The organism is Streptomyces sp. NPDC051907, from assembly GCF_040681075.1.
Taxonomy (GTDB): Bacteria; Actinomycetota; Actinomycetes; order Streptomycetales; family Streptomycetaceae; genus Streptomyces.
The window spans coordinates 74,785-88,560 of the sequence record NZ_JBFAYB010000014.1 but is presented as its reverse complement, the minus strand read 5'-3'; the positions used below and the strand labels follow the sequence as shown (position 1 = coordinate 88,560).

The 13,776-nt window shown below is 71.2% G+C and carries 12 protein-coding genes; 7 read left to right on the top strand and 5 right to left on the bottom strand.

The annotated features are described in order from the left end of the window. Positions 1-177 precede the first annotated feature (177 nt). Positions 178-1,446, top strand: coding sequence for an amidohydrolase family protein (locus AB0M39_RS11480; protein ID WP_365362729.1), 1,269 nt, complete (start codon positions 178-180; stop codon positions 1,444-1,446). Between the two features lie 55 nt (positions 1,447-1,501). Continuing rightward, positions 1,502-2,443 (top strand): FkbM family methyltransferase, encoded by a 942-nt coding sequence (locus tag AB0M39_RS11475; protein ID WP_365362727.1) that lies wholly within the window; start codon positions 1,502-1,504, stop codon positions 2,441-2,443. Between the two features lie 209 nt (positions 2,444-2,652). Here AB0M39_RS11475 and AB0M39_RS11470 read toward each other — a convergent pair whose 3' ends face one another. Together AB0M39_RS11470 and AB0M39_RS11465 are read right to left on the bottom strand one after the other, a co-directional pair. After that, complete coding sequence (locus tag AB0M39_RS11470) at positions 2,653-3,405, bottom strand: glycosyltransferase (protein WP_365362795.1); 753 nt, start codon at positions 3,403-3,405, stop codon at positions 2,653-2,655. Between the two features lie 5 nt (positions 3,406-3,410). Further along, positions 3,411-4,199: a GntR family transcriptional regulator gene (locus tag AB0M39_RS11465; RefSeq protein ID WP_365362725.1), complete on the bottom strand. Its 789-nt coding sequence runs from the start codon at positions 4,197-4,199 to the stop codon at positions 3,411-3,413. A 172-nt stretch (positions 4,200-4,371) separates the two neighbouring features. Between AB0M39_RS11465 and AB0M39_RS11460 the strand changes: the two genes are divergently transcribed. Further along, on the top strand, positions 4,372-5,307 hold the full coding sequence (locus AB0M39_RS11460) for a hypothetical protein (protein ID WP_365362723.1): 936 nt from the start codon (positions 4,372-4,374) through the stop codon (positions 5,305-5,307). Between the two features lie 69 nt (positions 5,308-5,376). Here AB0M39_RS11460 and AB0M39_RS11455 read toward each other — a convergent pair whose 3' ends face one another. Continuing rightward, complete coding sequence (locus AB0M39_RS11455) at positions 5,377-6,972, bottom strand: trypsin-like peptidase domain-containing protein (protein ID WP_365362793.1); 1,596 nt, start codon at positions 6,970-6,972, stop codon at positions 5,377-5,379. Between the two features lie 411 nt (positions 6,973-7,383). Between AB0M39_RS11455 and AB0M39_RS11450 the strand changes: the two genes are divergently transcribed. From AB0M39_RS11450 to AB0M39_RS11440, 3 genes are all read left to right on the top strand, one after another. Further along, a complete protein-coding gene (locus AB0M39_RS11450; protein ID WP_365362721.1) occupies positions 7,384-8,181 on the top strand; it encodes a glycerophosphodiester phosphodiesterase in 798 nt (265 codons plus the stop codon). Positions 8,182-8,234: 53 nt separating this feature from the next. Beyond that, a complete protein-coding gene (locus AB0M39_RS11445) occupies positions 8,235-8,834 on the top strand; it encodes an ATP-binding protein (RefSeq protein ID WP_365362720.1) in 600 nt (199 codons plus the stop codon). A 103-nt stretch (positions 8,835-8,937) separates the two neighbouring features. Then, positions 8,938-9,930 (top strand): DUF5926 family protein, encoded by a 993-nt coding sequence (locus AB0M39_RS11440; RefSeq protein ID WP_365362718.1) that lies wholly within the window; start codon positions 8,938-8,940, stop codon positions 9,928-9,930. 195 nt (positions 9,931-10,125) lie between these two features. On the opposite strand, the gene AB0M39_RS11435 is transcribed toward AB0M39_RS11440, so the two are convergent. Further along, positions 10,126-10,704 (bottom strand): hypothetical protein, encoded by a 579-nt coding sequence (locus AB0M39_RS11435; RefSeq protein WP_365362716.1) that lies wholly within the window; start codon positions 10,702-10,704, stop codon positions 10,126-10,128. Positions 10,705-11,054: 350 nt separating this feature from the next. Continuing rightward, the gene (locus tag AB0M39_RS11430; RefSeq protein ID WP_365362714.1) at positions 11,055-11,738 is read right to left on the bottom strand and encodes a bifunctional DNA primase/polymerase; all 684 of its coding nucleotides are present in this window, start codon (positions 11,736-11,738) and stop codon (positions 11,055-11,057) included. A 454-nt stretch (positions 11,739-12,192) separates the two neighbouring features. Between AB0M39_RS11430 and AB0M39_RS11425 the strand changes: the two genes are divergently transcribed. Beyond that, a complete protein-coding gene (locus AB0M39_RS11425) occupies positions 12,193-13,752 on the top strand; it encodes a PP2C family protein-serine/threonine phosphatase (RefSeq protein ID WP_365362713.1) in 1,560 nt (519 codons plus the stop codon). The last annotated feature ends 24 nt before the right edge of the window (positions 13,753-13,776 follow it).

Sequence of the window (13,776 nt, the reverse complement as noted above, 5' to 3'; positions counted from 1 at the left end):
ATGCGTCAGTTCAGCGGATGCGCGGTCGCCGCGCAAGAGGGCTGCCGCGCTTGCCGCGCCGCACCTCCCGCACCCCGCTGCGTCTTGCTGTCGCCCCGAGGAGGTTCTAGCCTGAATCTGATGGATCGTCAGATTCGGGCCGGGGGAACCGGCAGGCAGCAAGGGGTAACCGACGTGATGGGCAATCAGAACAGCACCGAACTCCCCAAGGTCGTCAGCGTGGACGACCATGTGATCGAGCCCGCGCACCTCTTTGAGACCTGGCTTCCCGCCAAGTACCGCGACCGGGGGCCGAAGCCCTTCACCGCCGGCATCGGGGAGCTGGAGTACATCGGCGGGAAGTATCGGTTCACCACTGACCCGAAGGGTCAGATCACCGACTGGTGGGAGTACGAGGGCGAGGTCTTCCCGTACAAGCGCATCATCGCCGCCGTCGGCTTCTCGCGCGACGAGATGACGCTCGACGGCATCACCCGCGAGCAGATGCGGCGCGGCTGCTGGGACCCCGCGGCACGGCTCGCGGACATGGATCTCAACCACGTCGAGGCGTCGCTGTGCTTCCCGACCTTCCCGCGCTTCTGCGGGCAGACCTTCGCCGAGGCCAAGGACAAGGAGGTCGGGCTCGCCTGTGTGCGCGCGTACAACGACTGGATGGTCGAGGAGTGGTGCGGCGACAGCGGCGGCCGGCTGATCCCGCTGTGCCTCATCCCGCTCTGGGACATCGACCTCGCGGTCGCCGAGATCAAGCGGAACGCGGCCCGTGGCGTCCGGGCGGTGACCTTCAGCGAGATCCCCACCTACCTGGGGCTCCCCTCGATCCACTCCGGCTACTGGGACCCGTTCTTCGCCGCCTGCGAGGAGACCGGGACGGTGGTCAACATGCACATCGGCTCGTCCTCGCAGATGCCGGCCGCGTCCCCGGACGCGCCGCCCGCCGTACAGGCGTCCCTGTCCTTCAACAACGCTATGGCGTCGATGATGGACTTCCTCTTCAGCGGAGTGCTGGTGAAGTTTCCCCGGCTGAAGCTCGCGTACAGCGAGGGCCAGATGGGCTGGATTCCGTACGCCCTGGAGCGCGCCGACGACGTCTGGGAGGAGCACCGCGCCTGGGGCGGGGTGAAGGATCTGATCCCCGAGCCCCCGTCGACGTACTACTACCGGCAAATCTTCTGCTGCTTCTTCCGCGACAAACACGGCATCGCCTCGATCGACACCGTCGGCGTGGACAACGCGACCTTCGAGACCGACTATCCGCATGTGGACTCGACCTGGCCGCATACGAAGGATGTGGCCGCCGAGCACATGGCCGGCCTGCCGGACGACGTGGTCTACAAGATCATGCGAGGGAACGCGATTCGTATGCTGGATCTGCCGCTGGACCGCGACGGAGACCGGAACCGGGATCGGGGCCGGGCTCAGGACCGGGCGGCGGCAGACAGCCTCTGAGTGCTCCGAGTCGTCTTCGGAGTGCTGAGGGGAGGGCCCGGGGAGAGGCGAGACGATGCACCGGCTGGACGAGCGCACCGCGCAGGCCCTGATCACGCTGTGCCGCTGGTACGTCCGCCATGCCCCGGGCCGGCTCGGCACGGCGGCCGTCGCGGCGCGGTACCTCAACCCCCGGCTGCAGCGGCTCCCCCGGCGGCGCGTGGCGCGGACCCGCTTCGGCGCGCGGTTCCTGGTCGACACGGAGGATCTGATCCAGCGCTACCTCTACATGTTCGGCGTGTGGGAGCCGCACATGACCCACTGGCTGCAGCGCAGGCTGCGGCCGGGCGACACCTTCGTCGACGTCGGGGCGAACATCGGGTACGTCAGCGTGCTCGCCTCCCGCCTGGTCGGGGAGTCGGGGCGCGTGGTCGCTATAGAGGCCTCGCCCGCGTTCCACCATAGGCTCCGCCAGCATGCCCGGCTCAACGGCTGCGCCAACATCCGCGCGGTCAACGCCGCCGTCTCCGACCAGCGAAAGCCGCTGACGTTCGTCCTCGCGAGCTCGAAGAACCTGGGCGCCAACAGCATCGTGCCGTACGACGGCCCGGCCGAGTCCGTCTTCGAGATCGAGGCGAGCCCGCTGCCCGACCTGCTCGATGCGGAGGAGATCGCCCGCGCCCGCGTGATCAAGATTGACGTGGAGGGCGCGGAGGGCGGCGTCGTACGCGGTCTGGCGCCCATGCTGGACCTGCTGCGTCCCGACGCGGAGATCACCGTCGAGGTCACTCCGGACCGGATGGCTCAGCTCGGCGACTCGGTCGAGGAGTTGCTGGAGATCATGCGGAAGCATGGCTTCCATGTCTACCGGCTGGTGAACGACTACGCGGCGGACAGCTACCCGGCGGCGCTGCGCCGCTCCGCCCAGGGGAAGTCGGCGCCCGTCCGGTGGCGCGGGCCGGTCGTCGACGAGAGCGATCTGATCTTCTCCCGGGTGGACGCGGAGACCCTGCCGTAGCTCTGACGGCCGCATGGGCGGGGCCGCCGCCTGTGCGCGGCCGCATGGGCGCGGCCGCACGTGCGGCCGTGAGCCGGCAGCCTCAGACCGGCGACCTCAGACCAGCCACCGGCGCGACCGGCGGCCGCAGATCAACGCGACTTGCGCGACCGGCCGCTGCCCACCGGCGTGACCGGCGACCCGCCCACCGCGCACCGGCGCGACCGCGACTAGGCCTCAGCGCGCCAGCCGTAGCCCGCGAGGGCGCGCGCCCTCGCCTCCACGACCGCCATACGCGCCTCGCGCTCCGCCGGGGCCGTGTGCGCGCCCTGGCTCGTCGCCTGTCCGGGCCACTTGCGGTAGAAGAGCCCCACCTCGCTGCTGAACCAGCCGCGTGCGGTGGCGTTCAGCGCGAGCAGCAGCCCGGTGTCCTCCGAGGCCGGCAGGGCCATCCAGCCGCCGAGGGCCAGCACCAGGTCGCGGCGCGCGAAGAGGGTCGCCGGGTGCACCTGGGCCCGGAAGTCGTTCGCCTTCCAGTGCTCCAGCACCGCTCCGTGCTCGATCGGCCCGTTCTCCGGGTCGCCGTCGAAGCCGACCGTCGTACCGTCCGGCAGGAGGTCGAGCACACGGGAGGTCGCCCAGCCGATGCTGCGGTCGGCCTCCAGAGCGGCCAGATCACGGGCCAGCGCGCCGGGGGCGAGCTGGTCGTCGGCGTCGAGGACCTTGACGTACTCGCCGTCTGCGTACGCGAGCGCCATAGTGCGCGCGACGCCCGGGCCGCCTGCCCTGCCCTGCCTGAACGTCACCCGCGGATCGTCCGGCACATGCGGGGCGACCGTGTCGCCCGTGCCGTCCTGCTGGATCACCCAGTGCCACTCCCACCCTTGTGGAAGCTCCTGCTCGCACAGCGACTTGAACGCGTCCTGCAGGTAGACGGCGCCGGGCTCGTGCACGGCAGTGATGATGACGATGCGCCGGAGCACGGCGGTCACCACCTTTCGAGGGGAGTGGTGAAGAGCATTTCCGTGCGGTCGCCGGGGAGGGTGACGTCGGAGATCTCCACGGCGCGGTCATCGATGTCGTACGAGGTCTTGCGGAGCACCAGGACGGCGGTTCCGGGCGGCAGTTCGAGCTCCTCGGCCTCCTCCACCGTCGGGGGGCGGGCCGTCACGCGTTCGTCGATGCGGCTCAGCTCGATGCCCACGGTGGAGAGCTGGTTCTGGGTGCCGCCGGGCCACGGCTCCTTGGTGTCGTCCAGGAGGTCGGGGTTCTGTGCCACCAACTCGCGTACGAGATAGGAGGTCACCAGGTTGAAGGGGGCGCTCTCGGCGCTGTACCGGGTCCGGTAGGTGCGCTCGACGAGAGTCGTCCCCTCGGGGACGCCGAACGCCTCGGCGATCTCCTTCTCGGCCTTGATCTCGCGGTAAGCGGCGTAGAACACAAGGTCGTTCACACCGAGGCCGGTGTCGTGCTCGGTGGCGCCCGTCTGCTGCCGCTGCGCCTCGGTCTCGCGGGCGCGGTCCTTCTCCCACTGGTGCCGCGTGTTGGTGCGCAGCACGGTCGTACGGGAGCGCCGTACGAAGTTGCCGCGGCCGTGCTGCTTCTCGATCAGACCCTCGGACTGGAGCATCCGCAGGGCGTCGCGCACGGTGGGGACGCTCTTGCGGTGGATCTCCGCGAGCTTCGTCTCGGCCGGGAGCTGGTCGCCTGGGGACAGCTGACCTGAGCGGATGGCCTGGCGAAGCTCGTCCGCGATCCGCTCGTACGCCTTTGCCACTGGCCCTTCACCGTCCCGTCGTGCAGTGGGGATCAGCCTACAAGTCCTCAAGAGGTCTTGACGAGTGAGGAGGGGAACGCCATAGTCGAGATAACTCCTAAAGAGGTCTTGAGGACAGGATCTCTTGAGGAGTGATCCTGCCGAACTCTGCCCCGTCGAGGAGGAGTCGCACATGGACCAGCCCTTAGCCCTCGCAGCGCCCATGGCCGTCGCGACGTCTATAGCGATCGCGCCGCAGAAAGCGGCTGCCGCGCCCCCTATAGCCCCTGCTATGTCCACCGCGAAGCCTGCCTCCGCGCCGACCGCACCCACCGCCGCTGACACGGCCGCCACCACGGCCGCCATAGCCGTCACAGCAAACGCAGCACCCGCTGCCACAGCCGCCGGGAAACCCGCACCGCAGTGGTACGAGACCCTCGCCGACAGCGTCTGCGCCCTCGGCGCGGCGGCCCGCGAGTACCGCGCCGCCCACCAGGCCGCGTGCGTCTACGCCCGGCAGGCCGAGCCCACCCGGCTGCTCCCGGTCGGCGGATCTCTCGGCGTCCTCGGCTCAGGATCCGTACGTCCGCACGCGCACGCCCTGTGGCAGCTCACCGACCTGTACGGGGATCTGGCGACGCGCACACGCGACCTCTACGACAAGGCGGCGCTGCTCTACGCGTACGGAACGGCCTCAGCCCTCCAGCGCGTACTGAACGGCGAACGCCCCCACCGCGTCGAGGCCCGCCGGCTCAACGGGCGCTATGTGCCGCCCGGAGACGTACTGCCCGACCTGCGCCAGTCGCTCGCCGACTGGCCGGAGTCCGCGCGGCTCGCCGCCCTCCGCGACGAGGTGCTGCGCCGGGAGCGGGACGCGGCCGCGCTCAACGGGCTGTTCACCTATGACGAGGTCCCCGACCACGGCATCGCCACCGCGCTGGCCGACAGCGCGTACGCCTATGGGAGCCGGGCCGAGGCCGCGCTCTTCTTTGTGCTGCTCACACGGACGGAGGCGAGCGGCGCACCGGCGCGCGCCCACCGAATTCCGACTGTTCCCGCTGTTCCGGCTGTCCCGGCTGGAGGGGGAGGCGGCGGCCCCGCCGGAGACCGGGCCCGCGACCGCGTCTGAGACGGCGTCGCCTCGTGTCCGCCCCAGCCCGGGCGACCCGTCCTCGTACGCGGGCCGCCCAGACCGGACTCAGCTGTCGCCCTGGCGCTCGCCCAGAACGACCTGGGCCGTGTGCTCGCTGCCGCCGCGCTCATAGGTCAGCGTGATCTTGTCGCCCGCCTTGTGGTTCCAGATCTCGCTGATCAGCGTCGGGCCGCTGTCGATCGGCTTGCCGTCGAACCTCGTGATGAGGTCGCCCGCCTTCAGACCCGCCTTGGCGGCCGGGCCGTTCGGGGACACCGGCTCGGTGCCGCCCGCCCCCTCGGAGGCGATCTTGGCGCCGGCGTCCTTGCCCGTCATGTCGACCGTCGCGCCGATCACCGGGTACACCGGCTGCCCGGTCTTGATCAGCTGCTGGGCGACGTTCTTCGCCTGGTTGATCGGGATGGCGAAGCCGAGGCCGATCGAGCCGGCCTGCGACTGGCCGAGGCCGCTGCCCGCCGACTGGATCGCGGAGTTGATGCCGATCACCGCTCCGGTGGAGTCCAGCAGCGGGCCTCCGGAGTTGCCCGGGTTGATGGAGGCGTCGGTCTGCAGGGCGCTCATGTACGAGTTCTTGCCGCTGGAGCCGTCGCCGGAGGCGACCGGGCGGTTCTTCGCGCTGATGATGCCGGTGGTGACGGTGTTCGACAGACCGAAGGGCGCGCCGATGGCGATCGTCGAGTCGCCGACCGCGACCCGCTCGGAGTTGCCGAGCGGCAGCGGCGTCAGGCCCGAGGGGGCGTTCTTCAGCTTCAGCACGGCGACGTCGTAGCCGTGCGCCCGGCCGACGACCTCGGCGTCGTACCGCTTGCCGTTGGAGAAGGTCGCGAAGAGCGTGCCGCCGTCGGCCGCCGAGGCCACCACATGGTTGTTGGTGAGGATGTGGCCCTGCTTGTCGTAGACGAAGCCGGTGCCCGTGCCGCCCTCGACGCTGCTGTCGCTCTCGCCGTCGCCGCCCGACTTCGCCTCGATGGTGACGACGCTCGGCAGGGCCTTCCCGGCGACCGCGGCGACCGTGCCGGGCTCGCGCTTGAGGTCCCTGGGGGCGTCGGCGGCGGCGATCGTGGTCGAGTCGACGGCGTCGTTGCGCTCGGCGGCCCAGTACCCGATGCCGCCGCCGACTCCGCCCGCGACGAGCGCGGCGACCAGCACGGCGGCGACGAGTCCGCCGGAACGTTTGCGCGGGGGCTGCGCCACCGGGGCGGGCGCGCCCCAGACGGGACCGCCGCCACCGCCGTGGGCGCCCGCGTCGCCTCCATAGGCGTCGCCTGCGTGGGAGCCCGCGCCTCCTCCATAGGAGGGGAAGGCGGCCGGGGGCGGCGGCCACCCGGATCCGGCGCCGCCTGTGGCGCCCGTCGCGCCCGGGGGGTGCGGGGCGCTCTCGGCGTACGCGGGCTGCACGGCCGTGGGCGCCTCCGCCGCAGGGGCGGAAGCCGGGGCGGCAGGCGGCAGCGGCGCGGTGGCGGGCTCGGGCTGGGGGGAGTGCCCGGGCCGCTCTGCCGCAGCCGCTGCCGGCTCTTGGGCCCCGTGCGGCCGCTGAGGCTCGCTCGGGGCGGACGCAGGCATGCCCTCGGGAGCGGCGACCGGCACAGGAGGTGCGGACGGGGCGGCCGGAACCTCGTTGCCCTCGTTCTCGGTGCTCACAGCTGCTTTCCCTTCAGGTTCCACGTCGGTCTCGTCAGTTCGGTCGTCGGTGCGGTCGGCGGTGCGGTCGTCTATGGGGACGTCGATCGGCACATCCGTTGGCTCGTCGGTCGGTACGTCGGTCGTCTCGGGCTGCGTCGCCGCGCCCGCGTCCGCCGCACGTCGGACCCGCCGCGCGCCCGGCTCGCCGGGCACGCTTCGGCCGTACGCCGGCAGGAGTTCCGCCGTACAGATATGCAGATGTCTCCGCTCAGCTTTTCCCACCGCACGTCAGGCCACTGTAAGCAGGACCTGTGCGTGCACCGACAATCCTTTACGTCCGGCAAAAAGGACGCATCTCCAGGACGTCCGACCGGCGCCGGAAATCCCGCTGGGCACACGCATACCCCGCGGCGGTGACACCATGACGCGGTGACTCAAGCACGACAGCACAACATCCAGGTCGTCGCCCACCGAGGCGCCTCCGAAGACGCCCCCGAGCACACGCTGGCCGCCTACAAGAAGGCGATCGAGGACGGCGCGGACGCCCTTGAATGCGATGTGCGCCTCACCGCCGACGGCCATCTCGTCTGCGTCCACGACCGCCGCGTCAACCGCACCTCCAACGGCCGCGGCGCGGTATCGGCCCTGGAGCTGGCCGACCTGGCCGCCCTCGACTTCGGCTCCTGGAAGGACGCGGCGGAGAGCCCCGACTGGGGAGACCCCTCCTTCACCTCCGTGCTCACCCTGGAGCAGCTGCTGGGGCTGGTCGCCGACTCCGGGCGCAGGATCGAGCTGGCCATCGAGACCAAGCACCCCACCCGCTGGGCCGGCCAGGTCGAGGAGCGGCTGCTGCATCTGCTGGGACGGTTCGGTCTGGACGCCCCGGCGGCGGGCGACTCGCCGGTACGGATCATGAGCTTCTCCGCCCGCTCGCTGCACCGCGTCTCGGCCGCAGCGCCGAACATCCCGACCGTCTATCTGATGCAGTTCGTGACGCCCAGGCTGCGCGACGGGCGTCTGCCCGCCGGCGCGAGGATCGCGGGTCCGGGGATGCGGATCGTCCGAAACCATCCGGCGTACATCGCCCGGCTCCACCGGGCGGGCCACCGCGTCCACGTCTGGACGGTCAACGAACCGGAGGACGTCGAGCTCTGCGCCAGTCTCGGCGTGGAAGCGATCATCACCAACCGCCCCAAACAGGTCCTGTCCCAGCTGGGTCGCCTGTAACTCCTGTTACAGGGAGTGCACCGGCGCGTTCGGTACGTATTCGATCGTTACGAGTGCGTCACCGGCGCGCCCTTGGCCGGTTTCCGGTCCAGTCCAATGGGGCATTCACTCCGTGGCGTGGGGCAAAGGAGGTCTCGGGGGTGGCGTTGGTGGTGGCACAGGAGGTGCCCACGTCGTCGAGCATGGCCGTACCCCATGGCCCTGCGGGCGTGGGCGAGGCAAGACACCGGATGCGGGAGCAGCTGAGCCGCAGCGGGGTCTCAGAGACGGTTGTCGACGATGCAGTACTGATTCTTTCCGAGCTTCTCAGCAACGCGTGCCGTCATGGCAGGCCCCTGGGGCGCGCAGAGGTGGGCGACGGCGACGTCCGCGCCGCCTGGGGCGTCGACCGGGTGGGCCGGCTGACCGTTGAGGTCACGGACGGAGGCGGTCCGACCCGACCAGTTCCGGCCACTCCTTCGGTGACGGCCCGTGGCGGTCGCGGGCTGAACATCATCAGCTCGCTGGCCCAGGAGTGGGGCGTACGGGACAGTGCCTCGGGCGAGGTCACCGTGTGGGTGATCGTTACGGAGGGGCACCGGCGCGAGGATTTCGCTACGCGCGTCACCGGTCCCGCGTTCGACTTCGCGGAGTCGTACGACGATCTCGACTGAGGCCCGGCATGCGGTGAGTGTGGGGCGCTGCACCACCGCGACGGCGGCGGACGGCTAGGCTCGCGCCGACACAGCACCGCCGCAAACGGGAGAAAGCCACACCATGGCCAAGAAGCGTCCCCAGACGAAGGCGACGAAGCCTCAGCCCGGAAGCGGGGCCCGCGCCGCAGGCGCCAACGAGCCGGTTCCGGTGGTGGGAGCCCGCGAGCCCTGCCCCTGTGGCTCGGGCCGCCGCTACAAGGCCTGCCACGGCCGGGCAGCCGCCCACGCCGTCACCGAGCTGATCCAGCGGCCCTTCGAGGGACTGCCCGGCGAGTGCGACTGGGTGGCTCTGCGCGAGCTGGTCCCCGCCGCGACCGTCCCGCTCACCCTCAAGGGCGGGCTGCCCGAAGGCGTTCCGTCCGTGACGCTGGCCACCGTGCTGCCCATGGCCTGGCCGGCCCTGCGCCGCGACGACGGCTCCGTCCTGCTCGGTCTGCAGAACGACACCTCCTCCGGCGACCTCAGCCGGGACCTCGCCGACACCCTGCAGCGGGCGCTGACCGCCGAGCCGGGCACCCCGGTCGCCGCCCAGCGCGTCCCGGCCGACGGCGTGCGCCTGCAGGATCTGCTCGACGCGGACGCCGCCTTCGAGCCGGCCGTCCACTCCGGCTTCGAGTTCTGGATCCCGGAGTCGTCGGAGAACGCCTCCCCCGAGGTCTCCGCCTCCCTGGAGCGCGCCAACGCGGCCGCGATCCCGACGGTGAAGCTCTCCAGCGTGGACGCCGCCTACTGGTGCGAGACCCCGGAGAAGAACCACCTCCGCTGGGTCATGCCGCACGCCGAGGAGAAGCTCCTCGACGCGCTCGCGCGGCTGCACGCCGTCGGCGCGACCTCGATCGGCGAGGGCACCCGGCTCGTCGGATCCTTCCGCGCGCACGGGCTGATGGTCCCCGTCTGGGACCTGCCGAGCGCTATGGGCGCCGAGGAGTGCGAGAAGCCCGCGGCGGAGTTCGCCGAGCGGCTGGCGAAGGCGCTGGAGACGGACGCTCCGCTGTCCGCGGAGGAGCGCCGGGCGCGCGGCGGGCTCACCAACCGCCAAGTCACCCTCAGCTGAGAGTGACGGTTTCTGTCGACCGATAGGTGACTCCAGTCACAACTCACCCTAAGGACAGGTAAATCCCTGTCCGAATACCCGAGATCGAATTTGCGAACAGCAGATCTCTTGTTACGGTTCTAGAAGCCCGGTCGCTGGTGCATCCCCCGTCGCCAGCGACCGGGCGCTTCCATTTCTGCGGAACGGTCCGTTCCGTCAACGCCCCGCCGGCTCAGCGGAGTTGCTCCCCGAGCGCAGCAGCAGCGGGCCGTCCTCAGCCTCGTCAGCAGGGGCGAACTCCGCTACCGCCGAGTACTGCGCAACAGCTCCCCGCGCGGCCTCCCTAGGCGTCTCACAGGCATCCGGCTCGTCTCCCGCTTCAACCGCGCAGTTGATCTGCAGAGTGCGCCCGCCGGGACCCATCAGAGTGAGAACGGAAATCAATTCCCGAGCCGTCGCATTGCGGTAGTAGGTACGCGCCCAGGTGTCGCGGCCATCGGTCAGCACACAGGTCTGCGCTTCGACGCCATCGGGAGAGGCGAGTTCCGGCCCACATCGCGCTGTCGTCTGCGGCGCGGGTTTCTCGGTAGCATTCGCCGCTTTCGACTCACCCGCCTCAGAAGGCTCATCAGACGCGCCGAGCCCGGCCAGCAGGCCGGGCTTCTGCCCGGGCTCTGACCTGGGATCGGGGTCCGCGGGCTTCGCGTCGTCCATAGCGGGCCCGGCGGATGCGGCCAGCGGCAGCAGCGTGGCGAACACCACGGCGCCGGCGAGCCCGATCATGCGGAGATTCACAGTGGGTCCACCTGCCGACTGCGCGGAAAATTCATGACGGTGGGCCGAAGATATCGATGGAATACGGGCGCTCGGTGCGCCGCGCGCCCAATTCCCGTACAACTCGGGCTGGCTCCTACCCGTACGAGTGACAGAACCGGCGTTGAGGAGACGAGCGGCGGGGGCTTGTGCTGGCGGTCGGGGCGGGCGGGCACGCCTCCCGCCCGGCGGCAGCCGAACGGGACCGCCGGAGCGCGGGACCGCGGTCGGCGTGCGAGCGCGACCGCGGTCTACGGGCCTGCCGGCCCTGGCTATAGCGCCCAGCCCGCGGGGTGCGTGTGCCGGCGGGCCGTCGGGTGCGCGGGCCGCCGTCAGTACGCCAGGCGGCTGCCGCCGTCCGGGGCGCTGGTGCTCGCCTCGACCAGCGCGTCCACCACCGCCTCCACATCCGGCAGCCACGGCGCCGCGGATCCGGGCAGCGGCGCCCGCTCCCAGCGGACCTGGCCCGTCCCCGTCTCCGAGGGAGGCAGCACCAGATAGCCGCCCTCGCCGTGGAAGCGCAGCGAGCTCGGCACGCAGTCCTTGACGAAGAGCAGTTCGCCGAGCTGTTCGAGGGTGTACGGCGCCACGAGCAGGGACCAGCGGGTGGGCGTCGCCACGACGGGGCCGAGGCGCATGCCCATCCGGTCCAGCTCGGTCAGCGCACGGGCGCCGGCGACGGCGGGCAGGCTCACCGCGCACGGCGCGCTTCCCCCGGTCGCCAGCATGATCGGAGCGGCGGGCCGGTTGGTCCACCACCAGCGCACCATCCGCTCGTCGACGGAGGCCGCCAGGATTCCGGGGTCGAAGGGGTGCGCGCCGGGTACGACGCACTCGGGATCGGGGCAGGCGCAACCGCGGTCGCGGTCGCCGCGGCTGCCGGCTGCCTTGAGTCCCACACCGGGGAGCACAGGCCATTTCCACTCGACGGCGCAGGTGATCGCCGTTTCGAGCTGGACAGGCCCCCTCTTGCGCCGGAACCGGAGCCTGCGTCGCCTTCCGAGGATCTCGCGCATGAGCGCTCGTTCCTTTCCGTTGACCGCCGAGGTCCACATCACACCATGTGTGCAGCTCTTCACTGTGCGTACAAATCGGCGCATCATCGCCCCTTGCCGGTGGCATGGGCGATCCCCCGGATTGCCTGCGGCAGGATCGCCGCCTGGGGGCCGAACGTGGGCTGTAGTCCATTAAACGCGTGGCGAGGGGTGGCGCGCGCCTGGCGCTTGCCGTCCCGCGGTAACTCTTCCCCGCCACTCGGGGATGGGGCGCGGCCACCGGCTCTTAAGACGCCCGGGCCCGCTGCCAGGTTCCAGGGCGTCCCAACTGCCCCTGGCCATCACCGTATACGTACCCAACACGCTTCGAATGACGCTGTGCCGATCGGCCTCAGTCGACCCCAAAGGGCCGCCATCGGGTGCATTTTTCAGCCAAGTTACCAGGCCCGCAGACACCATCAATCCCACTGGAGCAATGCTGGACATCCCCTCACTTGTGCGTGTACATGTGGATGCATTGATAGCGGCGCAGAATGACATGGGGGTTTGCGATGCTATTGAGCGAAACGCACCAGTCGGAAAGCCGGCTGCCATGAGCGCCCCTCACCTGCCGAAAGTGGCTGGAATCGATTCAGCGGTTCCAGCTCCCACGCACACTGCCTCCACCCTGCCCGCCGTCCCGCCCGCACCGGCCCCGCCCGGAGCGGTGATTCAGGACCGGCTGGCCGGCTGGGTCTCCGATCTGACCACCCTCCACGAACTCACCGAGCGCCTCGCCCGGACCTCTTCGCTCGAGGCCGCCCTCCACGAACTGCTGCGCGCGGGAGCCGCCCTGGTCGGCGCCCGGCGCGGCTTCGTCGTACTGGAGCCGCCGCAGGGCCCCACCAGGGCCGAGTGCTTCGAGGGCGGCCGCGGCTCAGCGCTCACCATGGGCCTCGGGCTCACCCATAGCGAGCTCGGCCATATCGAGACGGTGCCGCGCAGCGTGATCGCGTACGGCCGGATCCTGGACGCGCAGCCCCGCCCCGGCCAGCCCCCGCAGCCCCCACACGCCGCTCCGCCCGAGGCCGTGGCCCACCCCGACCTGCTCGGCGACGAGTCGCTCGACCCCCGCCACCGCGAGGTGGCCGTCCGTCTCGGCTATGGCGCGAGCTATACCGTGCCGCTCGCCACGCAGGAGGCCGGCACGCTCGGCGCCGCGGTGTGGCTGTACGACGAGCCCGCCGCCCCGGTGGAGCGCCAGTGCCACCTCGTCGGCCTCTATATGCGCTACGCCACCGAGCACCTGGCCCGCCTCCTGGAGCTGGAGCACGCCCGCGCCACGGTCGCGACCGTCGCCGAGGAGCTGCTGCCCAGCCGGCTGCCCCGGGTCCCGGGCGTACAGCTGGCCGCCCGCCACCGGACGCACCCCCGCGGCGGCGGAGACTGGTACGACGCCCTGCCGCTGCCGGAGGGCGCGCTGGGGCTGGCGGTCGGCTCGGTCAGCGGCACGGGGCCGAGCGCGCTCGCCGCCATGGGACGGCTGCGGGCCTCCCTGCGGGCGTACGCGGTGATGGAGGGCGAGGACCCCGTCGCCGTACTGTCCGACCTCGAACTGCTGCTGCGGCTGACCGAGCCCGCGCGCACGGCCACCGCGCTCTTCGCCTACGCCGAGCCGGCCCGGGGAAAGATCGTGCTGGCCGGGGCCGGGCACACGCCGCCGCTGATCGTGGGCGAGCGCCGCACCGAGTTCGTCGAGACCTCCCTGTCGGCGCCGCTCGGGATGCTCGCCTGCTGGGAGGCGCCCAGCGTGGAGATCTCGCCGGAGCCGGGAGAAACGGTGCTTCTGTACACCGACGGGCTGCTGCGGCGCACCGGCGACCCGATGGACCGCGCCTTCGCACGGCTGCACGCGGCGGCGGCGAGCGTGCCGAAGTCCCTGCGCTCCGACCCCGGCGCCATCGCCGACCATGTGCTGCACCTGGTGCTGCCCGAAGGGCTGGACCAGACGGACGACGCCGAGGACGTGGTCCTGCTGGCCGCCCGCTTCGACTGACTCCTCAGGACTCCCCACGACTCG